General features: G+C 70.0%; 19 protein-coding genes. 8 read left to right on the top strand and 11 right to left on the bottom strand.

Annotated elements, in window-relative coordinates:
* Position 1: 1 nt before the first annotated feature.
* Positions 2 to 1,423, bottom strand: a complete 1,422-nt coding sequence (gene sufB, locus C3486_RS17595) for a Fe-S cluster assembly protein SufB (protein WP_103833659.1) — start codon at positions 1,421 to 1,423, stop codon at positions 2 to 4.
* On the bottom strand, positions 1,420 to 2,286 hold the full coding sequence (locus C3486_RS17590) for a metalloregulator ArsR/SmtB family transcription factor (RefSeq protein WP_103833658.1): 867 nt from the start codon (positions 2,284 to 2,286) through the stop codon (positions 1,420 to 1,422). The genes sufB and C3486_RS17590 overlap by 4 nt, the downstream gene beginning before the upstream one ends.
* A gap of 161 nt (positions 2,287 to 2,447) precedes the next feature.
* On the opposite strand from C3486_RS17590, the gene C3486_RS17585 reads away from it, so the two are divergent.
* From C3486_RS17585 to C3486_RS17575, 3 genes are all read left to right on the top strand, one after another.
* Complete coding sequence (locus C3486_RS17585) at positions 2,448 to 3,410, top strand: ABC transporter ATP-binding protein (protein ID WP_103833657.1); 963 nt, start codon at positions 2,448 to 2,450, stop codon at positions 3,408 to 3,410.
* A gap of 88 nt (positions 3,411 to 3,498) precedes the next feature.
* A complete protein-coding gene (locus C3486_RS17580; RefSeq protein WP_103833656.1) occupies positions 3,499 to 4,296 on the top strand; it encodes an ABC transporter permease in 798 nt (265 codons plus the stop codon).
* Between the two features lie 127 nt (positions 4,297 to 4,423).
* The gene (locus C3486_RS17575; RefSeq protein WP_103833655.1) at positions 4,424 to 5,413 is read left to right on the top strand and encodes a heme A synthase; all 990 of its coding nucleotides are present in this window, start codon (positions 4,424 to 4,426) and stop codon (positions 5,411 to 5,413) included.
* 151 nt (positions 5,414 to 5,564) lie between these two features.
* On the opposite strand, the gene C3486_RS17570 is transcribed toward C3486_RS17575, so the two are convergent.
* Together C3486_RS17570 and C3486_RS17565 are read right to left on the bottom strand one after the other, a co-directional pair.
* Positions 5,565 to 5,912 (bottom strand): hypothetical protein, encoded by a 348-nt coding sequence (locus C3486_RS17570; RefSeq protein WP_374936889.1) that lies wholly within the window; start codon positions 5,910 to 5,912, stop codon positions 5,565 to 5,567.
* 96 nt (positions 5,913 to 6,008) lie between these two features.
* Positions 6,009 to 6,974, bottom strand: coding sequence for a heme o synthase (locus C3486_RS17565; protein WP_103833653.1), 966 nt, complete (start codon positions 6,972 to 6,974; stop codon positions 6,009 to 6,011).
* A gap of 438 nt (positions 6,975 to 7,412) precedes the next feature.
* Between C3486_RS17565 and tkt the strand changes: the two genes are divergently transcribed.
* From tkt to pgl, 5 genes are read left to right on the top strand one after another with little or no spacing between them, the layout of a single operon-like run.
* On the top strand, positions 7,413 to 9,503 hold the full coding sequence (tkt, locus tag C3486_RS17560; RefSeq protein WP_103833652.1) for a transketolase: 2,091 nt from the start codon (positions 7,413 to 7,415) through the stop codon (positions 9,501 to 9,503).
* Positions 9,504 to 9,537: 34 nt separating this feature from the next.
* Entirely contained in the window at positions 9,538 to 10,656 is a 1,119-nt protein-coding gene (tal, locus tag C3486_RS17555; RefSeq protein WP_103833651.1) for a transaldolase, read from the top strand.
* Between the two features lie 5 nt (positions 10,657 to 10,661).
* A complete protein-coding gene (zwf, locus tag C3486_RS17550) occupies positions 10,662 to 12,185 on the top strand; it encodes a glucose-6-phosphate dehydrogenase (RefSeq protein WP_103833650.1) in 1,524 nt (507 codons plus the stop codon).
* The gene (gene opcA / locus C3486_RS17545) at positions 12,182 to 13,282 is read left to right on the top strand and encodes a glucose-6-phosphate dehydrogenase assembly protein OpcA (protein WP_103833649.1); all 1,101 of its coding nucleotides are present in this window, start codon (positions 12,182 to 12,184) and stop codon (positions 13,280 to 13,282) included. Before zwf ends, opcA begins: the two co-directional genes overlap by 4 nt.
* Entirely contained in the window at positions 13,279 to 14,061 is a 783-nt protein-coding gene (pgl, locus tag C3486_RS17540; RefSeq protein WP_103833648.1) for a 6-phosphogluconolactonase, read from the top strand. Before opcA ends, pgl begins: the two co-directional genes overlap by 4 nt.
* A 297-nt stretch (positions 14,062 to 14,358) precedes the next feature.
* Here pgl and C3486_RS17535 read toward each other — a convergent pair whose 3' ends face one another.
* From C3486_RS17535 to gap, 7 genes are all read right to left on the bottom strand, one after another.
* Entirely contained in the window at positions 14,359 to 14,616 is a 258-nt protein-coding gene (locus C3486_RS17535; RefSeq protein ID WP_103833647.1) for a hypothetical protein, read from the bottom strand.
* 5 nt (positions 14,617 to 14,621) lie between these two features.
* Positions 14,622 to 16,274, bottom strand: coding sequence for a glucose-6-phosphate isomerase (pgi, locus tag C3486_RS17530; protein WP_103833690.1), 1,653 nt, complete (start codon positions 16,272 to 16,274; stop codon positions 14,622 to 14,624).
* Between the two features lie 277 nt (positions 16,275 to 16,551).
* Positions 16,552 to 16,887 (bottom strand): RNA polymerase-binding protein RbpA, encoded by a 336-nt coding sequence (locus tag C3486_RS17525; RefSeq protein WP_078600932.1) that lies wholly within the window; start codon positions 16,885 to 16,887, stop codon positions 16,552 to 16,554.
* 167 nt (positions 16,888 to 17,054) lie between these two features.
* Positions 17,055 to 17,285 (bottom strand): preprotein translocase subunit SecG, encoded by a 231-nt coding sequence (gene secG, locus C3486_RS17520; protein WP_181138585.1) that lies wholly within the window; start codon positions 17,283 to 17,285, stop codon positions 17,055 to 17,057.
* Positions 17,286 to 17,458: 173 nt separating this feature from the next.
* Positions 17,459 to 18,235 (bottom strand): triose-phosphate isomerase, encoded by a 777-nt coding sequence (tpiA, locus tag C3486_RS17515; protein WP_103833645.1) that lies wholly within the window; start codon positions 18,233 to 18,235, stop codon positions 17,459 to 17,461.
* A 6-nt stretch (positions 18,236 to 18,241) separates the two neighbouring features.
* A complete protein-coding gene (locus C3486_RS17510; RefSeq protein WP_103833644.1) occupies positions 18,242 to 19,444 on the bottom strand; it encodes a phosphoglycerate kinase in 1,203 nt (400 codons plus the stop codon).
* Positions 19,445 to 19,567: 123 nt separating this feature from the next.
* Positions 19,568 to 20,575, bottom strand: a complete 1,008-nt coding sequence (gene gap / locus C3486_RS17505) for a type I glyceraldehyde-3-phosphate dehydrogenase (RefSeq protein ID WP_103833643.1) — start codon at positions 20,573 to 20,575, stop codon at positions 19,568 to 19,570.
* Positions 20,576 to 20,671: the final 96 nt, after the last annotated feature.

The raw sequence follows: 20,671 nt of genomic DNA, 5'->3' as shown, positions 1-20,671 counted from the left end.
GTCAGCCGACCGCGCCCTCCATCTGCAGCTCGATCAGCCGGTTGAGCTCCAGCGCGTACTCCATGGGCAGCTCACGGGCGATGGGCTCGACGAAGCCGCGCACGATCATCGCCATGGCCTCGTCCTCGGAGAGGCCGCGGGCCATCAGGTAGAAGAGCTGGTCCTCGCTGACCTTGGAGACGGTCGCCTCGTGGCCCATGGACACGTCGTCCTCGCGGACGTCCACGTAGGGGTAGGTGTCCGAGCGGGAGATCGTGTCCACCAGCAGGGCGTCGCAGAGCACGTTGGACTTGGCGCCCTCGGCACCCTCACCGATCTCGATGAGGCCGCGGTAGGAGGTCCGGCCGCCGCCCCGCGCCACCGACTTGGAGACGATGTTCGAGGAGGTGTTCGGAGCCATGTGGACCATCTTGGCGCCGGCGTCCTGGTGCTGGCCCTCGCCCGCGAAGGCGATGGACAGGGTCTCGCCCTTGGCGTGCTCGCCCATCAGGTAGACGGCCGGGTACTTCATCGTCACCTTGGAGCCGAGGTTGCCGTCGACCCACTCCATGGTCGCGCCCTCGTAGGCCACGGCACGCTTGGTGACCAGGTTGTAGACGTTGTTCGACCAGTTCTGGATCGTCGTGTAGCGGCAGCGGCCGCCCTTCTTGACGATGATCTCCACGACCGCGGAGTGCAGCGAGTCCGACTTGTAGATCGGCGCCGTGCAGCCCTCGACGTAGTGGACGTAGGCGTCCTCGTCGACGATGATCAGCGTCCGCTCGAACTGACCCATGTTCTCGGTGTTGATCCGGAAGTAGGCCTGCAGCGGGATGTCGACGTGCACGCCCGGGGGCACGTAGATGAACGAGCCGCCGGACCACACCGCGGTGTTCAGCGCGGCGAACTTGTTGTCACCCGCCGGGATCACCGTGCCGAAGTACTCCTTGAAGAGCTCCGGGTGCTCCTTGAGCGCGGTGTCGGTGTCCAGGAACAGGACGCCCTGCGCCTCCAGGTCCTCGCGGATCTGGTGGTAGACGACCTCGGACTCGTACTGCGCGGCGACACCGGCCACCAGGCGCTGCTTCTCCGCCTCCGGGATGCCGAGCTTGTCGTAGGTGTTCTTGATGTCCTCCGGCAGCTCCTCCCAGCTGGCAGCCTGCTGCTCGGTGGAGCGCACGAAGTACTTGATGTTGTCGAAGTCGATGCCGGAGAGGTCCGAGCCCCAGTTCGGCATGGGCTTCTTCTCGAAGAGCTTGTGGCCCTTCAGGCGAAGCTTGAGCATCCACTCCGGCTCGTTCTTCTTCGCCGAGATGTCGCGGACGACCTCCTCGGAGAGGCCGCGCTTGGCGGACGCGCCGGCGACGTCGGAGTCGGCCCAGCCGTATTCGTACTTGCCCAGACCCTCGAGCTCAGGGTGAGCAGTCTCCGTGGGGAGCGTCATGCGGGGTTCCTCCCGGCCGTGCTTGCAGATGCGGTGGTGGTCTTGGTGGTGCGGTGGTCGGCCTTGCCGGTGGCCTTCGCCGTCCGGCGCCGGTCCTGGGCCTTGGGGGCGCCCTGGGCCGTCGCCTTGGGGACGAAGGTCGTGCAGACACCGTCGCCGTGGGCGATGGTGGCAAGACGCTGCACGTGGGTCCCGAGCAGGCGCGAGAAGACCTCGGTCTCCGCCTCGCACAGCTGAGGGAACTGCTCGGCCACATGGGCGACCGGACAGTGGTGCTGGCAGAGCTGTTCACCTTGCTGGAGATGGGGGGCGCTGCGCGCCGTAGCAGCGTACCCGTCCGCGGTCAATGCCTTCGCAAGGGCCTTGGTGCGGTCCTCCGGGGGCGCGGCCTCGACCGCCGAGCGGTACTCCTCGGCCTGGGCCTCGAGCCGCGCGCGGGCGAACTCGGCGACCGCGGCCTCGCCGCGCTCGCCGCCGCCCGCGCTCCGCGCGATCCAGCGCAGGGCGTCGGAGGCCAGGCTGTCGTACGCCTGGTCGAAGGCGTCCCGGCCGCAGTCCGTCAGCGCGAAGGCCTTCGCGGGACGGCCGCGGGAACGCGTGCCGTACACCCGCTTCTCTCGGGGTTCGACGACACCCTCGGACACGAGGGCGTCGAGATGGCGCCGGACGGCGGCCTGGGTCAGCTCCAGCCGCAGCGCCAGCTCGGCGGCGGTGGAGGGGCCGTGGTCCAGGATGGAGCGGGCGACGCGGTTCCGCGTGCCGTGTGCTTCGTCCTGCGCGGTGACCTGCGCAGAGGCTGAGGTCACCGGCCCGGCGGCCGGGGTGGCCGCGGGTGCCTGTCGATCCTCGCTCGCGTATTTCACAACGACATTGTTGCGTAATTCTTCAGACCAGGACAAGCCTCGTTCGATCCTTCGCGTGGTGGCCTCTATCACTTAGGTGAACCTAAGTGCAAGGCCCCTTCGCGACGGGGCGCGGGAGCCCCCGTGGGAGCCGGAAGGCGCGCCTTCGTAGACTGCCGGTCATGCGCAGCACCTCCCCGGGGGACGCCCCCCGGACCCACGGGCGAGAGCCTGCCGTCCAGGTCACGGGACTGGTCAAGCGGTACGGCGCCAAGACCGCCGTGGACGGCCTGGACCTCACCGTCGCCCGCGGCACCGTCACCGCCGTCCTCGGCCCGAACGGCGCCGGCAAGACCACCACCGTCGAGATCTGCGAGGGCTACCGCCGTCCGGACGCCGGCACCGTCCGCGTCCTGGGCCTGGACCCCGTCGCCGACGCCGCCGCGCTGCGCCCCCGTATCGGCGTGATGCTGCAGTCCGGGGGCGTGTACGCGGGTGCCCGCGCCGAGGAAATGCTGCGGCACACCGCGTCGCTGCACGCGCATCCCGTGGACGTGGACCTCCTGATCGAGCGGCTGGGACTGGGCTCCTGCGGCCGGACGAGCTACCGGCGGCTCTCGGGCGGCCAGCAGCAGCGCCTGGCACTCGCCATGGCCGTCGTCGGCCGCCCCGAGCTGGTCTTCCTCGACGAGCCGACCGCGGGTCTGGACCCGCAGGCCCGCCACGCGACCTGGGACCTCGTACGGGAGCTGCGCGCCGACGGCGTGGGCGTGGTGCTGACCACGCACTTCATGGACGAGGCCGAGCAGCTGGCCGACGACGTCGCGATCATCGACGGGGGCCGGGTCATCGCCCAGGGGAGCCCCGACACGCTGTGCAAGGGAGGTGCGGAGAACACCCTGCGCTTCACGGGCCGGCCCGGCCTGGACCTCTCCTCACTCCTCAAGGCGCTGCCCCCGGAGTGCGCGGCGGCCGAGCTGACGCCGGGCGCGTACCGGGTCACCGGCACGGTCGACCCGCAGCTGCTGGCCACCGTCACCACCTGGTGCGCCCAGAACGGCGTCCTGCCGGACCGCATAGCGGTCGAGCGGCACACCCTGGAAGACGTATTTCTTGAGCTGACGGGCAAGGAGCTGCGCGCATGACGCAAGGTCGTCCCTCCTCCGGCCGGGGGTCCGGGGGTCGTCCCCCGGGAAGGCACAGCCTGGAGCTGACGGGCAAGGAGCTGCGCGCATGAGCACCACCGCCACCGAGGGTGTCTTCACCCCGAAGCCCGGCGCGGCGCCGCTCCCCCGGATGATCTGCGCGCAGGCCCTCCTCGAGACGAAGATGCTGCTGCGCAACGGGGAGCAGCTGCTGCTCACCGTCGTCATCCCGACGCTGCTGCTCGTCCTCTTCTCGGCCGTCGACATCATCGCCGTGCCCACGGGGACGGCGGGCGGCCAGGGGAAGTCGGTCGACTTCCTCGCGCCCGGCATCCTCGCGCTGGCCGTGATGTCCACCGCCTTCACCGGGCAGGCCATCGCGACCGGGTTCGAGCGGCGCTACGGGGTGCTCAAGCGGCTCGCCGCCTCACCGCTCCCCCGCTGGGCGCTGATGACCGCGAAGACCTGCTCCGTGCTGGTCACCGAGATCCTGCAGATCGTGCTGCTCACCGTGGTCGCCCTCGCGCTCGGCTGGTCCCCGCACGGCAACCCCGTCTGGGTGGTCCTGCTGCTGGTCCTCGGTACGGCGGCGTTCTCCGGGCTCGGGCTGCTGATGGCCGGCGCGCTCAAGGCCGAGGCCACGCTCGCCGCTGCCAACCTGGTCTTCCTGCTCCTGCTGGTCGGCGGCGGCGTCATCGTGCCGCTGGAGAAGTTCCCCGGCGCTGCGCAGTCCGTGCTCCAGCTGCTGCCGATCTCGGCCCTCTCCGACGGGCTGCGCGACGTCCTGCAGCACGGCGCCGGGCTCCCCCTGGCCGACCTCGGCATCCTCGCGGTGTGGACGGTGCTGGGTCTGGGCGCGGCGGCGAAGTTCTTCCGCTGGGAGTGACGCGTGGGCCACGAGGAGTACACGGTACGCACCGTTTCGCACCCCTCGTGGCCGCGCCTCCCCGGGGAGCCGTCTCCCTCGGACCCCCTCGTGAAAATCCGCACAAGCCGCCGCATACGATGACCCCGTGCCGAATTCGCTGAACCCCCTCGAGCAGATCGCCCGCCGCTGGCAGCCGTCGGCGGCCTTCGTGCGGCGCACCGCGCTCGCCACGGTCGTCATGGCCGTCGTCATCGTCGTGACCGGCGGCGCGGTCCGGCTCACCCAGTCGGGGCTGGGCTGCTCCACCTGGCCCCAGTGCACCCCCGGCAGCCTGACGCCGACCCACGAGATGGGCATCAACGGCCTCATCGAGTTCGGCAACCGGCTGCTCACCTACGTGCTGTGCGCGGTGGTCGGCCTCTTCATCATCGCCGCCCGCGCCCGCCACCCCCGGCGCCGCTCGCTGACCCGGCTGGGCTGGGCCCAGTTCTGGATCGTCATGGGCAACGCCGTGGTCGGCGGCATCACCGTGCTGACCGGCCTGAACCCGTACATCGTCAGCTCGCACTTCCTGCTGTCGACGGGGCTGCTCACGGTGGCCGTGATCTCCTGGCGGCGGGCCGCCGAGGGGGACGCGGAGCCGCGCGACCTGGTGGCCCGGCCGGTCCGCCAGCTGTCCTGGCTGCTGGTGCTGGCCACCGCCGCGCTGACCGTGATCGGCACGGTGGTCACCGGCGCCGGGCCGCACGCGGGCGACGCGCGCAAGGTGCACCGCATCCCGCTGGACTGGCAGGAGATCACCCAGCTGCACGTGGACTTCGTGTACATCGTGATCGGCCTGAGTGTCGCCCTGTGGTTCACGCTGCGTGCCGTGAAGGCGCCCGCCGCGCCCCGCCGCGTCGTACTGGAGCTGTTCGGCTGCCTCGCCTTCCAGGGCGTCATCGGCTACGTGCAGTACTTCCTGCACCTGCCGGAGCTGGTCGTGGGCATCCACATGTTCGGCTCGACGCTGGTGTGGATCTGCGTGCTGCGGGTCTTCCTCTCGCTGCGCGAGCGCGGCCCGCTGCCGGCCGTTCCGGGCCCGGCCGGGGACCAGGAGCCCGTCGAGGCTCCCAGGGCCACCACGGCCGCCTGAGGCGCCTTCCCGGCGCGGGGAACGACAGAGCCCGCGGGCCACGATCGCCGGATCGTGGCCCGCGGGCTCTCTGCATACGCCGCCCCGGCCGGCCCGACCGGTCCGGCCGCCCCGGAGGCCCCACGGAGCGGGGCCGGACGCGCCGCGGAAGTCAGTCGTTCGAGGGCCCGCCCAGCTGGATGCCCGCCATCCGCGACCACTCGTAGCGGCCGGTGCGCACCTTGGCGGCCAGGTCGCCGTCGAAGTCGTCGTGGAGGGTGATGCCGGCCTTCTCGGCGGCCTTCTGCGCGGCCTCGTACGAGCGGGCCACGAGGTTGCCCCACTCGCCGTTGGCGCCGACCAGGGCGACGCGGGTACGGCCCCGGCCGATGTGCGCCAGCTGGCCCTCGGCGCTGCCGCCGTGGCTCTTGGCGAAGGCCTGCATCTCCCGGGCGAGCCGGGCGGTCTGCTTCTCCGCGCGCTTGTCCAGCTGCTCGTCCGCCTGCTTGGTGTCTGCCATGGGCCGCATGCTACCCGCCGGTAATAGAACGCGGAAGAGGCCGCCGCCGAACGGCCTCACGGCCACCGGCGCACGGCCTCCACGGGAGTGCGGGGATCAGAAGCGCAGGAACGGGTCCACCGCGACCGCCACGAAGAGCAGCGACACGTAGGTGATGGACCAGTGGAAGAGCCGCATCTCCTTGAGCTTGGCTCCGGTCACCTCGGCCTTGGCGCGGGCCTGCAGGGCGTGCGCCTCCTTGAGCCAGAACCCGCCGCACAGCACGGCGACGATCGTGTAGAACCAGCCCGTGTAGCCCAGCGGCTGCAGCAGCAGCGACACGCCGACCATCACCCAGCTGTAGAGCACGATCTGGCGGGCCACCACCTTGTTGGAGGCCAGCACGGGGAGCATCGGCACGCCCACGCGTGCGTAGTCCTCCTTCACCTTCATGGACAGCGGCCAGTAGTGCGGCGGCGTCCAGAAGAACATCACGAGGAAGAGGATGACCGGCGCCCAGGACATCGAGTTGGTCACGGAGGACCAGCCGATGAGGACCGGCAGGCAGCCGGCGATGCCGCCCCAGACGATGTTCTGGGAGGTACGGCGCTTGAGGATCATCGTGTAGACGACCACGTAGAACAGCAGCGCGCCGAGCGAGAGCCAGGCCGACAGCCAGTTGACGGTCAGTCCGAACAGCAGTGTGGAGATCACCGCGAGCGAGACGCCGAAGACCAGGCACTCGCGCGGGCTGACCATGCCGGTGACCAGTGGACGCTGCGACGTGCGCTCCATGAGCGCGTCGATGTCGCGGTCGATGTACATGTTCAGCGCGTTGGCGCCGCCCGCCGAGAGGTAGCCGCCGACGCAGGTGAGGAGCACCAGCGTCAGGTCGGGCACGCCCTGTTCGGCGAGGAACATCACCGGAACGGTGGTGATGAGCAGCAGTTCGATGATCCGCGGCTTGGTCAGTGCCACGAACGCCTTGACCCGGGCCCCGAACGGCCGGTTCACGGGACCGGGGTGCCCCGGGCTCCGAGAGAGCGCACCCGCAGGACGGGATTCGACGGCCGTCACGCACACCCCTGGAAGTAACTTCTGCGGCTGGTACCGCGGAGATAAGGCCAGCAAGCTCTGCCGGGCGGTGAAAGCCCGGTGAAGACTTGCGCGTACCACGCCACTCTAGACGTTGCGGGTAGCGCGGCCTTCGCGGGGGTCGGTTCGTGTTGGCTCGGTGCGGGGCGGGAGGAATAGCACCCGAGTGCCTGGACACGCGGATGTTCAGCGGGCGAAAGGGGGCGCGCGGCGGCAGTCTGAAAGGAGGGCCGACACCCCCCGTCTCCTGGGCGTTCACCTGCTCATTCGGGCGCTCGTTCGGGGTCCTGAAAACTCATGTGTTGCAGGTGACGCCGAGCGGGGTTCCGGCGGAAAAATGCGCCTCCCGCGCAGGTAGGCTCGACAGCGTCCGAGGGCATTTCCGGCCCCCGGCATTCGACATGTGGAGAGGAGCCCTGACCCAGGGTGAGCACCAAGCCGACCACCACAGGTCTTGAGTGGACCGAAATGGACCAGCGGGCTGTCGATACCGTCCGCGTTCTGGCCGCAGACGCCGTGCAGAAGGTCGGTAACGGCCACCCGGGCACGGCCATGAGCCTCGCTCCTGCCGCCTACACCCTCTTTCAGAAGGTCATGCGGCACGACCCCGCCGACGCGGACTGGACCGGCCGTGACCGGTTCGTGCTGTCCGCGGGGCACTCGTCCCTGACCCTGTACATCCAGCTCTACCTGGCCGGCTTCGGCCTGGAGCTGGACGACCTGAAGGCCTTCCGCACCTGGGGCTCCAAGACCCCGGGCCACCCGGAGTACGGCCACACCACGGGTGTGGAGACCACCACCGGCCCGCTGGGCCAGGGCGTGGCCAACGCGGTGGGCATGGCGATGGCCGCCCGGTACGAGCGCGGTCTGTTCGACCCGGAGGCGGCCGCCGGCACCTCGCCGTTCGACCACTTCGTCTACTGCATCGCCGGCGACGGCTGCCTGCAGGAGGGCATCTCGGCCGAGGCGTCCTCCATGGCCGGGCACCAGAAGCTCGGCAACCTGATCCTGCTGTGGGACGACAACCACATCTCGATCGAGGGCGACACCGAGACCGCCATCTCCGAGGACACCGTCAAGCGGTACGAGGCCTACGGCTGGCACGTCCAGCGCGTGGAGCCCAAGGAGAACGGCGACCTGGACCCCGAGGCGCTGTACGAGGCGATCGAGGCCGCCAAGGCCGTCACCGACCGCCCGTCCTTCATCGCGATGCGTTCGATCATCGCCTGGCCGGCCCCGAACGCCCAGAACACCGAGGCCGCGCACGGCTCGGCGCTGGGTGCCGAGGAGGTCGCGGCGACCAAGCGCGTGCTGGGCTTCGACCCGGAGAAGGACTTCGAGGTTTCGGACGAGGTCCTGGCGCACACCCGTGCGGCGCTGGACCGCGGCCGTGAGGCGAAGGCCGAGTGGGAGAAGGCCCTCGGCGAGTGGCGGACGGCCAACCCGGAGCGGGCGAAGGAGTTCGACCGCATCCGCGCCGGCGAGCTGCCGGCCGGCTGGGAGGACCAGCTGCCCGTCTTCGAGACCGGCAAGGCGGTGGCCACCCGTGCCGCCTCCGGCAAGGTCCTGCAGGCGCTGGGCGCCGTCATCCCCGAGCTGTGGGGCGGCTCCGCCGACCTCGCGGGCTCGAACAACACCACCATCGACAAGAACTCCTCGTTCCTGCCGGTGGGCAACACCCTGCCCGAGGCCGACCCGTACGGGCGTACGATTCACTTCGGTATCCGTGAGCACTCCATGGCCGCGGAGATGAACGGCATCGCGCTGCACGGCAACACCCGCATCTACGGCGGCACCTTCCTGGTGTTCTCCGACTACATGCGCAACGCCGTCCGCCTGTCGGCCCTGATGCACCTGCCGGTCACCTACGTGTGGACGCACGACTCGATCGGCCTGGGCGAGGACGGCCCGACCCACCAGCCGGTGGAGCACCTGGCCTCGCTGCGCGCCATCCCGGGCCTGAACGTGGTCCGTCCGGCCGACGCCAACGAGACCGCGCTCGCCTGGGGCGAGATCAACAAGCGCTGGACCAAGGAGTTCGGCAAGGGCGCCCCGCACGGTCTGGCGCTGACCCGCCAGGGCGTGCCGACCTACGAGCCCAACGCCGAGGGCGTGGCCAAGGGCGGCTACGTGCTGTTCGACGCCGAGGGCGGCGAGCCGCAGGTCGTGCTGATCGCCACCGGCTCCGAGGTGCACGTCGCCGTCGAGGCGCGCGAGCAGCTGCAGGCCGCGGGCGTCCCGACCCGGGTCGTCTCGATGCCGTGCGTGGAGTGGTTCGAGGAGCAGGACCAGGCGTACAAGGACAGCGTGCTGCCGCCGGCCGTCAAGGCCCGCGTCGCCGTCGAGGCGGGCATCGGCCTGACCTGGCACAAGTACGTGGGTGACGCCGGCCGCATCGTGTCGCTGGAGCACTTCGGCGCCTCCGCCGACGGCAAGGTTCTCTTCCGCGAGTTCGGCTTCACGCCCGAGAACGTGGCCGCCGCCGCGCGGGAATCGATCGACGCCGCCGCGCGCTGACGTCCATAGACGACAAGTAGGAGATGCAATTCCCATGACAGACGCACTCAAGCGCCTTTCCGACGAAGGCGTTGCGATCTGGCTGGACGACCTGTCGCGCAAGCGCATCACGTCCGGCAACCTCGCCGAGCTGATCGACCAGAGCCACGTGGTCGGTGTCACCACCAACCCGTCGATCTTCCAGAAGGCGATCTCCTCGGGCGAGGGCTACGAGCAGCAGGTCTCCGACCTCGCGGCCCGCAAGGTCACCGTCGAGGAAGCCATCCGCATGATCACCACGGCGGACGTCCGGGACGCGGCCGACATCCTGCGGCCGGTCTTCGACGCCACCGACGGCCAGGACGGCCGGGTCTCCATCGAGGTCGACCCCCGTCTGGCGCACAACACCAAGGCGACCGTCGCCGAGGCCAAGCAGCTGGCCTGGCTGGTGGACCGCCCGAACACCCTCATCAAGATCCCGGCCACCAAGGCGGGCCTGCCGGCGATCACCGAGGTGATCGGCCGGGGCATCAGCGTCAACGTCACGCTGATCTTCTCGCTGGAGCGCTACCGCGAGGTCATGGACGCCTACCTGGCGGGCCTGGAGAAGGCCAAGTCGCTGGGCCTGGAGCTGGACAAGATCCACTCCGTCGCGTCCTTCTTCGTGTCCCGCGTGGACACCGAGATCGACAAGCGCCTGGACGGCATCGGCACCGACGAGGCCAAGGCCCTCAAGGGCAAGGCGGCCCTCGCCAACGCCCGGCTGGCCTACCAGGCCTACCAGGAGGTCTTCTCCTCCGACCGCTGGGCGGCCCTGGAGAAGGCGGGCGCCAACAAGCAGCGTCCGCTGTGGGCCTCCACCGGTGTGAAGGACCCCGAGCTCAAGGACACGCTCTACGTCGAGCAGCTGGTCGCGCCGAACACGGTCAACACCATGCCGGAGGCCACCCTGGAGGCCACCGCCGACCACGGCGAGGTCACGGGTGACACGGTGACCGGCGGGTACGAGCAGGCGCAGGCGGACATCGACGCGCTCGCCAAGCTCGGCGTCTCGTACGACGAGGTCGTCCAGCTGCTGGAGGACGAGGGCGTCGACAAGTTCGAGAAGTCCTGGAACGACCTGCTCAAGTCGACCGAGGCGGAGCTGAAGCGCCTCGCTCCTTCGGAGGGCTGAGACTCTTGTCAAGCAGCAATCCGCTGCGTGACGCCGCGGACCGACGGCTCCCGCGTATCGCGGGGCCGTCGGGCCTCGTCATCTTCGGCGTTACGGGCGATTTGTCACGTAAAAAGCTGATGCCCGCCGTTTACGACCTGGCCAATCGCGGCCTGCTGCCGCCGGGCTTCTCGCTCATCGGCTTCGCCCGCCGCGACTGGGAGAACGAAGACTTCGCCCAGGTCGTGCACGACGCGGTCAAGGAACACTCGCGGACCCCGTTCCGCGAGGAGGTCTGGCAGCAGCTCAGCCAGGGCATGCGCTTCGTCCAGGGCAACTTCGACGACGACCAGGCCTTCGAGACGCTGAAGTCCACGATCCAGGACCTGGACAAGGCCCAGGGCACGGGCGGCAACTTCGCGTTCTACCTCTCGGTGCCGCCGAAGTTCTTCCCCAAGGTCGTCCAGCAGCTCAAGCACCACGGGCTCGCCGACCAGCGCGAGGACTCCTGGCGCCGCGCCGTCATCGAGAAGCCCTTCGGGCACGACCTGGAGAGCGCGCGCGAGCTGAACCGCATCGTGCACGAGGTGTTCCCGCCGGAAGAGGTCTTCCGGATCGACCACTACCTCGGCAAGGAGACGGTCCAGAACATCCTGGCGCTGCGCTTCGCCAACACGATGTTCGAGCCCCTGTGGAACCGCTCCTACGTGGACCACGTGCAGATCACGATGGCCGAGGACATCGGCATCGGCGGCCGCGCCGGCTACTACGACGGCATCGGCGCCGCGCGTGACGTGATCCAGAACCACCTCCTCCAGCTGCTCGCGCTCACCGCGATGGAGGAGCCCGCCTCCTTCGACGCGGACGCGCTGGTCGCGGAGAAGGCCAAGGTGCTCGGCGCCGTCCGGCTGCCCAAGGACCTGGGCAAGGAGACCGTACGGGCGCAGTACGCGGAAGGCTGGCAGGGCGGCGAGAAGGCCGTCGGCTACCTCCAGGAAGAGGGCATCGACCCCCAGTCGAAGACCGACACCTACGCCGCGATCAAGCTGGGCATCGACAACCGCCGCTGGGCGGGCGTGCCCTTCTACCTGCGCACCGGCAAGCGCCTGGGCCGCCGCGTCACCGAGATCGCGGTCGTCTTCCAGCGTGCCCCGCACTCCCCCTTCGACTCCACCGCCACCGAGGAGCTGGGGCAGAACGCCCTGGTCATCCGGGTGCAGCCGGACGAGGGCGTGACGGTGCGGTTCGGCTCCAAGGTTCCGGGCACCTCGATGGAGGTGCGGGACGTCTCGATGGACTTCGCGTACGGCGAGTCCTTCACGGAGTCCAGCCCCGAGGCGTACGAGCGCCTGATCCTCGATGTCCTCCTCGGCGACGCCAACCTCTTCCCGCGTACGGAGGAGGTGGAGCTGTCCTGGAAGATCCTCGACCCGATCGAGCGGTACTGGGACACCCACGGCAAGCCCGCGCAGTACCCGGCGGGTACCTGGGGGCCGGTCGAGGCGGACGAAATGCTCGCACGAGACGGACGGAGCTGGCGTCGGCCATGAAGATCGATCTCACCGAAACCACGGCCAGCAAGATCAACAAGGCGCTGGTCCAGGGCCGCAGGGCCATCGGTACCCCCGCCGTCGGCATGGTGCTCACCCTCGTCATCGTCACCGACGAGGAGAACGCCTACGACGCGCTCAAGGCCGCCAACGAGGCCTCCCGCGAGCACCCCTCGCGCACCCTCGTCGTCATCAAGCGCGTCAGCCGCTCGCCGCGCGGCCGCGCCCAGGCCCGCCTGGACGCCGAGGTCCGGGTCGGCGCCGACGCCGGCACCGGCGAGACGGTCGTGCTGCGCCTGTACGGCGAGGCCATCAACCACGCCCAGTCGGTCGTCCTGCCGCTGCTGCTGCCGGACGCCCCCGTGGTGGTCTGGTGGCCGGTCGGCGGTCCGACGGACCCGGCGGCCGACCCGCTCGGGGCGCTCGCGCAGCGCCGTGTCACCGACACCTACGCCGCCGAGCAGCCCGTCCAGGAGCTGGCCGCACGCGCCGAGAAGTACACCCCCGGCGACACCGACCTGGCCTGGACCCGCATCACGCCCTGGCGTTCGATGCTGGCCGCCGCGCTCGACCAGCAGCCGAGCGAGGTCACCTCGGTCACCGTCGAGGGCGAGGAGTTCAACCCCAGCTGCGAGCTGCTCGCCATGTGGCTCGCCGACCGGCTGCACGTCCCCGTCCAGCGGACCCTGTCCGCCGGCCCCGGCCTGACGGCCGTCCGGATGGAGACCAAGAGCGGCCCGATCGTGCTGGACCGCGCGGACGGCGCGCTCGCCACGCTGTGCATGACCGGCCAGCCGGACCGCTCGGTGGCGCTGCAGCGGCGGGAGACCTCCGAGCTGCTCGCCGAGGAGCTGCGCCGGCTCGACCCGGACGACACCTACGCGTCCGCGCTGAAGTACGGCGTGGAGCGGCTGGGCGAGTACAAGGAGGGGCTCCCGGGCGAGTCGGCGAAGACCGCCGAGGACGCCGAGCGGGAGGCCGAGACGCAGTCCGCCGGGAACGCCGGGCGGGAGGCCGAGGCGCAGTCCGCCGAGGACGCCCCCAAGGGCAAGGCAGCGGCGAAGAAGACGCCCGCCAAGAGGGCGGCCGCCAAGTGAGCGCGCCGCAGGTCGTCGTCCACCGCGACAAGGAGCTGATGGCGAAGGCCGCTGCGGCCCGGCTGATCACGCGCATCGTGGACGCCCAGTCGGCCCGCGGCTCGGCGTCCGTCGTGCTGACCGGCGGCCGCAACGGCAACGGTCTGCTGGCCGCGCTCGCCGAGGCGCCGGCCCGGGACGCCGTGGACTGGTCCCGGCTGGACCTGTGGTGGGGCGACGAGCGGTTCCTGCCCGAGGGCGACCCGGAGCGCAACCACACCCAGGCCCGCGAGGCGCTGCTGGACAGCGTCCCGCTGGACCCGGCGCGGGTGCACGCGATGGCGCCGTCCGACGGCGGGTACGGCAACGACGCGGACGCCGCCGCGGAGGCGTACGCCGCCGCCCTGGCGGCCGCGGCGGGGCCCGAGGACCACGGTCCGGTCCCGTCGTTCGACGTCCTGCTGCTGGGCGTCGGCCCGGACACCCACGTCGCCTCGCTCTTCCCCGAGCACCCGGCGGTGCGGGAGACGGAGCGGACGGTGGTCGGCGTGCACGGCGCGCCCAAGCCGCCGCCCACCCGGATCTCGCTCACGCTGCCGGCCATCCGCGCGGCACGCGAGGTCTGGCTGCTCGCCGCAGGCGAGGACAAGGCGAACGCGGCCGCGATGGCGCTGTCCGGCGCGGGCGAGATACAGGCTCCGGCGGCGGGCGCGTACGGCCGCAGCCGGACGCTCTGGCTGCTGGACGAGGCGGCCGCCTCCCAGCTCCCGCGCGGCCTGTACCCCCCGGCCTCCCCCTGACCGAGGCCCGCCCGCACGACGGCCCGGCTCCCACGGTGAATCACCGCAGGAGCCGGGCCGTCGGCGTATGAGAACCGGGAACGTACGGGAGGTGCCGGGACGCACAGGGGTGGGGTGCCGGACGTCAAGCGAAGCAGTCCGGCACCCCACCCCGGAGCGGCCCGGCACCGCACCCACGACGAGCGGCGGCCCGCTCCCACGACGAGCGGCGGCCCGCTCCCACTACGGGGACGGAGCCGCCGCCCGGAACGGGACCGCACGCGCGCCGGAACGTCAGGCGGTCACGGTTACCAACCGTTACCGCTCCCGCTCCCGCTCCTGGCGCACCATCGCGTTGGCCAGCCGTGCCGGGTCCTGGAGGTCCCCCACCGCGACGCCCTCGACGTCCTCGTCCACGGTGTTGTACGGGCCGAGACCGGCCTCCTTGTCGCCCTGCTCCGCTTCGAGGTGCCGGGCGGCCACCTCCTGCTGCTTGGCCGCCGGCTGGGCCACCAGCCACTCGCGGTTCTCCGGCGTCAGCAGGTTCAGAAAACTCAGGAGCGCGTCTTCGTGCACGGCGATCAGCGCCCCCGCATCTCGCGGTAGGCGGCCACCAGCGACTTCGTCGAGGCGTCCAGGCCCTCGACCTCGGCGCCCTCGGTCAGCGCCGGCTCCACGCGCTTGGCGAGGACCTTGCCGAGCTCCACGCCCCACTGGTCGAAGGAGTCGATGTTCCAGATCGCGCCCTGGACGAACACCTTGTGCTCGTAGAGGGCGATCAGCTGGCCCAGCACCGACGGGGTGAGCTCCTTGGCCAGGATGGTGGTGGAGGGGCGGTTGCCCTTGAAGGTCTTGTGCGTGACCAGCTCCTCCGGCACGCCCTCGGCGCGCACCTCCTCCGGCGTCTTGCCGAAGGCCAGCGCCTGGCCCTGCGCGAAGAGGTTCGCCATCAGCAGGTCGTGCTGGGCGACCAGACGCGGCTGGAGGTCGTCCACGGGCCGCGCGAAGCCGATGAAGTCGGCCGGGATCATCTTCGTGCCCTGGTGCAGCAGCTGGTAGTACGCGTGCTGGCCGTTGGTGCCGGGCGTGCCCCACACCACCGGGCCGGTCTGCCAGTGCACCGGGTCGCCGTCACGGGTGACGGACTTGCCGTTGGACTCCATGTCCAGCTGCTGGAGGTACGCGGTGAACTTGGAGAGGTAGTGGCTGTACGGCAGCACCGCGTGCGACTGCGCGTCCCAGAAGTTGCCGTACCAGAGGCCCAGCAGGCCGAGCAGCAGCGGCGCGTTCTCCTCGGGCGGCGCGCACCGGAAGTGCTCGTCGACCAGGTGGAAGCCGGCCAGCATCTCGCGGAAGCGCTCCGGGCCGATGGCGATCATCAGCGACAGGCCGATGGCCGAGTCGTAGGAGTAGCGGCCGCCGACCCAGTCCCAGAACTCGAACATGTTGGCCGTGTCGATGCCGAACTCGGCGACCTTCTCGGCGTTGGTGGACAGCGCCACGAAGTGCTTGGCCACCGCCTCGTCACCGGCGCCCAGGCCGTCCAGCAGCCACTCGCGGGCCGACTTGGCGTTGGTGATCGTCTCGATCGTGGTGAACGTCTTCGAGGCGATGATGAAGAGCGTCTCGGCCGGGTCCAGGTCGCGCACGGCCTCGTGCAGGTCGGCGCCGTCCACGTTGGAGACGAACCGGAACTGCATGTCGCGGTCGGTGTAGGCGCGCAGCGCCTCGTACGCCATCGCCGGGCCCAGGTCGGAGCCGCCGATGCCGACGTTGACGACGTTCTTGATGCGCTTGCCGGTGTGGCCCTTCCAGTCGCCGGAGCGGATCCGGTCGGTGAACACCTGCATCTTGCGCAGCACGGCGTGCACGGCGGGGACGACGTTCTCACCGTCGACCTCGATGACCGCCGACTCCGGTGCGCGCAGCGCGGTGTGCAGCACCGCGCGGTTCTCGGTGATGTTGATCTTCTCGCCGCGGAACATCGCGTCCCGCAGCTCGGTGACCTTCGCCGCCGCGGCCAGCTCACGGAGCAGGCGCAGCGTCTCGTCGGTCACCAGGTGCTTGGAGTAGTCCAGGTGCAGGTCGCCGACCTGGAGGGTGTACCGCTCAGCACGGCCGGGGTCCTGCTCGAACAGCTCGCGCAGATGCGTGCTCGCGAGTTGTTCGCGGTGCTTCCCCAGGGCCGCCCACTCGGACGTCTGGTCGAGCCTGCTGCGGCCATCTGCGTTCATCTCGGACATCAGCCTTCTTTGGTCTCGTATCGGCCCCGCCACCCTCCAACCTAATCGATCAGAGGACGATGGGCGCACTCACGCTCGAGCGAAGCCGGGAGTGGGAAAAGATGTCCGCCCGCCGACGATCTGCTGACGCCGGTGGTCCGTACCGGATTCACCTGCGAGGCCACCCGAACAGCGCAACGCGACGGCCCGACAGGAAGGCCGAAACCCTCCGGCCGGGCCGGTGCACCACTCTTCATGTCCCGTCGGTACCGCCACGGGAGAGGCGTCGTCAGATCTCGCCGCGGAGCTTGGCGAGCGCCTCCGCGAGGATCGCCTCGCCGTCCGCGTCCGTGCGGCGCTCCCGTACGTACGCCAGGTGCGTCTTGTACGGCTCGGTACGCGGCGGGTCCGGCGGGTTGTCCCGGTCCTTGCCTGCGGGGAAGCCACAGCGCGGGCAGTCCCAGGTGTCAGGAATCTGCGCGTCGCCGGCGAAGCTGGGCTGTGTCTCGTGCCCGTTGGAGCACCAGAAGGAGATGCGGATGCGCGGCGCGGACTCGCCCCGCTCGGCCTCCCCCATCGGCCCCGCCCCGACCCGACTTCCTCGGATCGCGTTGCCACTTGCCACGGTCGTAACTCCCTGCGTCATGGTGCTGCGAAGCATCGACGGGAAGCTTCGCTGCGGAGCGCCCCAGTCTACGTAAGGCCCAACGCGCGTCCAGTGACTGGAGTTACCCGGCCACGGAAGGACGCCGCACTCATGATAAGCCGCGTCCCCGACACCGTGTCAGCTCTCTACTTGTCCAGCTTCATCAGGATGCCGAGGACGACGATGCAGGCGAACCAGAGCAGGCCGACGACGATGGTGATGCGGTCGAGGTTCCGCTCGGCGACGGAGGAGCCGCCGACCGAGGACTGCATGCCGCCGCCGAACATGTCGGACAGACCGCCGCCCTTCCCCTTGTGCATGAGCACCAGCATCATCAGCAGCACGCTGAAGACGATGAGGGCGATCGAGAATCCCATGACCACGGCTGGACCAACTCTCTAGGACTGACGGACGGGAGTACGGGCGGATCTGATGCGGATGGGGCCGGGGCGGCGTCGTGTGACACCGGACCCGGCCCCGTTAGCCTACGACGGGCCGGGCCCGCCGTCATAGCCGCTGCTCAAGGGTGGTACCGGCAGCGGCACGACCGTTACTGGTCGCGGAATCGAACGATCTTGACGAACTCGTCGGCGTCCAGCGCGGCGCCGCCGATCAGGGCGCCGTCGACGTCCGGCTGCGCCATGATCGCCGCGACGTTACCGGACTTCACCGAGCCGCCGTACTGGATCCGCACCTTGTCGGCGAGCTCCTGGCTGTACAGCTCCGCGAGGCGGCGGCGGATCGCACCGCAGACCTCCTGCGCGTCCTCGGGGGTGGCGACCTCGCCGGTGCCGATGGCCCACACCGGCTCGTAGGCGATGACGATCGTCTCGGCCTGCTCGGCCGGGACGTCCTTCAGCGCGCCGTCGACCTGGGCGAGGGTGTGCGCGACCTGGTTGCCGGCCTTGCGGACGTCCAGGCCCTCGCCGACGCAGAGGATCGGGGTGATGCCGTGCTTGAAGGCGGCCTTGACCTTGGCGTTGCAGGTCGCCTCGTCCTCGCCGTGGTACTGGCGGCGCTCGCTGTGGCCGATGGCCACGTAGGAGCACTTCAGCTTGGCGAGCATGGGGCCGGAGATCTCACCGGTGAAGGCACCGGAGTCGTGCGCCGAGATGTCCTGGGCGCCGTACTTGATCTTCAGCTTGTCGCCGTCGACCAGCGACTGCACCGACCGCAGGTCGGTGAAGGGCGGCAGGACCGCGACCTCGACGGCGTCGTAGTCCTTGTCGGCGAGTGCGAAGGCGAGCTTCTGGACGTGCGCGATGGCCTCGAGGTGGTTGAGGTTCATCTTCCAGTTGCCCGCCATCAGCGGGGTGCGTACCGTCACGGTTCTTCAGTCCTCCAGAGCGGCGAGGCCGGGGAGCGTCTTGCCCTCGAGGTACTCGAGGCTGGCGCCGCCACCGGTCGAGATGTGGCCGAAAGCATTCTCGTCGAAACCGAGCAGGCGTACGGCAGCGGCCGAGTCACCGCCGCCGACGACGGTGAACGCCTCGGAGTCGAGCAGGCCCTGCGCGACGGCCTTGGTGCCGTTGGCGTAGTCGGGGTGCTCGAAGACGCCCATCGGGCCGTTCCAGAAGACGGTGGCCGCGTCCTTGAGCTTCGACGCGTACAGCTCACGGGTCTTCGGGCCGATGTCCAGGCCCTCCTGGTCGGCCGGGATGGCGTCGGCGGCGACCACGGTGGGGTTGGCGGGGGCCTTGGTCTTCAGGTCCGGGAACTCGGCGGAGACCAGCACGTCGACGGGGAGGACGAACTCCACGCCGCGCTCCTCGGCGCGCTTCATGTACTCCTTGACCGCCGGGATCTGGTCCTCCTGCAGGAGGGAGATGCCGACCTCGTGGCCCTGGGCCTTGAGGAAGGTGTACGCCATGCCGCCGCCGATGAGGATGCGGTCGGCCTTCTCCAGCAGGTGGTCGATGACGCCCAGCTTGTCGGAGACCTTGGCGCCGCCGAGCACGACCGCGTACGGGCGCTTGACGTCCTCGGTGAGCTTCTTCAGGACGGTGACCTCGGCCGCGATCAGGTCGCCCGCGGCGTGCGGGAGGCGGGCCGGCAGGTCGTACACCGAGGCGTGCTTGCGGTGCACGGCACCGAAGCCGTCACCGACGTACAGGTCCGCGAGCTGCGCCAGCTGGTCCGCGAACTCGCCGCGCTCGGCGTCGTCCTTGCTGGTCTCGCCCGGGTTGAAGCGGAGGTTCTCCAGGACGGCGACCTGACCGTCGGCCAGGCCGGCGACGGTGGCCCGCGCGGACTCGCCGACCGTGTCGGTGGCGAACGCCACGTCCTTGCCGAGCAGTTCACCCAGCCGCTTCGCCGCGGGGGCGAGCGAGAAGGCGGGGTCCGGCGCGCCCTTGGGGCGGCCCAGGTGCGAGGCCACGACCACCTTGGCGCCGGCCTCGGCGAGCTTGGCGATGGTCGGCTGCACGGCGCGGATGCGGCCGTCGTCGGTGATGGTGGTGCCGTCCAGCGGCACGTTCAGGTCGGCGCGGACGAAGACCCGCTTTCCCGCTACCTGAAGGTCGTCGATCGTCTTCATGGTGACTCCGTGGCTCTGTTCGGAACGTCAGTCATAGCACGGGGCCCGTACGACGCCTCATCGCGTCGTACGAGCCCCGTCCTCACATCCTGTACTGGTGCTGCCCTGCGGGTCAGGCAGGGATCAGAGCTGGCCGCCGACGAAGACGGTCAGGTCGACCAGACGGTTGGAGTAGCCCCACTCGTTGTCGTACCAGCCGATGACCTTCACGTTCTTGCCCTCCTGGACCATGGTCAGGGAGGAGTCGAAGGTGCAGGACGCCGGGGCGTTGACGATGTCGGAGGAGACGATCGGGTCCTCCGTGTACTCCACGATGCCCTTGAGCTCGCCCTCGGCGGCCTTCTGGAAGGCGGCGTTGATCTCTTCCTTGGTGACCTCGCGGCCGAGCTCCAGGACGAGGTCGGTGACCGAGCCGGTGGGGACCGGGACGCGCATGGCGATGCCGTCCAGCTTGCCCTTGAGCTGCGGGAGGACCAGCGCGGTGGCCTTGGCGGCACCGGTGGTGGTCGGGATGATGTTCTCCGCGGCGGCGCGGGCGCGGCGCAGGTCCTTGTGCGGGAAGTCCAGGATGCGCTGGTCGTTGGTGTACGCGTGGACCGTGGTCATCAGGCCCTTGACGATGCCGAAGTTCTCGTCGAGGACCTTCGCCATCGGCGCGACACAGTTGGTGGTGCAGGACGCGTTCGAGATGACGTGGTGCTGCGCCGGGTCGTACTTGTCCTGGTTGACGCCCATCACGATGGTGATGTCCTCGTCCTTGGCCGGAGCCGAGATGAGGACCTTCTTCGCGCCACCGGCGAGGTGCTTGGCGGCGTCCTCGCGCTTGGTGAAGATGCCGGTCGACTCGACGACGACGTCGACGCCCAGCTCGCCCCACGGGATGTCGGCGGGGTTGCGCTCGGACAGCACCTTGATGGTGCGGTCGCCGACGGTGATGGTGTCGGCGGTGTGCGACACCTCCTGCTTCAGACGGCCCAGGATGGTGTCGTACTTCAGCAGGTGTGCGGTGGTCGCGGTGTCACCCAGGTCGTTGACAGCCACGATCTCGATGTCCGCACCCTGCTCCAGCAGCGCGCGGAAGTAGTTACGACCGATGCGGCCAAAGCCGTTGATGCCTACGCGGATCGTCACGAAACCGATCTCCTCGTTGGTACGGCGGTTTGTGCACCGCCGAGCTGTATGGGATATCCCCGACCGCCTCCGACCCTACCCCCTGTACGAGACGTA

It is taken from the genome of Streptomyces sp. Ru73 (assembly GCF_002920575.1).
Lineage (GTDB): Bacteria > Actinomycetota > Actinomycetes > Streptomycetales > Streptomycetaceae > Streptomyces.
Note: the sequence above shows the minus strand (reverse complement) of the source record. Positions and strands in the feature narration are given on the sequence as shown.

Coding starts and splice junctions, on each gene's coding strand:
- sufB (WP_103833659.1), bottom strand. CDS start 1,423: ATGACGCTCCCCACGGAGACTGCTCACCCTGAGCTCGAGGGTCTGGGC.
- secG (WP_181138585.1), bottom strand. CDS start 17,285: ATGGGATTCTCGATCGCCCTCATCGTCTTCAGCGTGCTGCTGATGATG.
- C3486_RS17570 (WP_374936889.1), bottom strand. CDS start 5,912: ATGGCAGACACCAAGCAGGCGGACGAGCAGCTGGACAAGCGCGCGGAG.
- opcA (WP_103833649.1), top strand. CDS start 12,182: ATGAAGATCGATCTCACCGAAACCACGGCCAGCAAGATCAACAAGGCG.
- C3486_RS17585 (WP_103833657.1), top strand. CDS start 2,448: ATGCGCAGCACCTCCCCGGGGGACGCCCCCCGGACCCACGGGCGAGAG.
- pgi (WP_103833690.1), bottom strand. CDS start 16,274: ATGAACGCAGATGGCCGCAGCAGGCTCGACCAGACGTCCGAGTGGGCG.
- C3486_RS17580 (WP_103833656.1), top strand. CDS start 3,499: ATGAGCACCACCGCCACCGAGGGTGTCTTCACCCCGAAGCCCGGCGCG.
- C3486_RS17510 (WP_103833644.1), bottom strand. CDS start 19,444: ATGAAGACGATCGACGACCTTCAGGTAGCGGGAAAGCGGGTCTTCGTC.
- tal (WP_103833651.1), top strand. CDS start 9,538: ATGACAGACGCACTCAAGCGCCTTTCCGACGAAGGCGTTGCGATCTGG.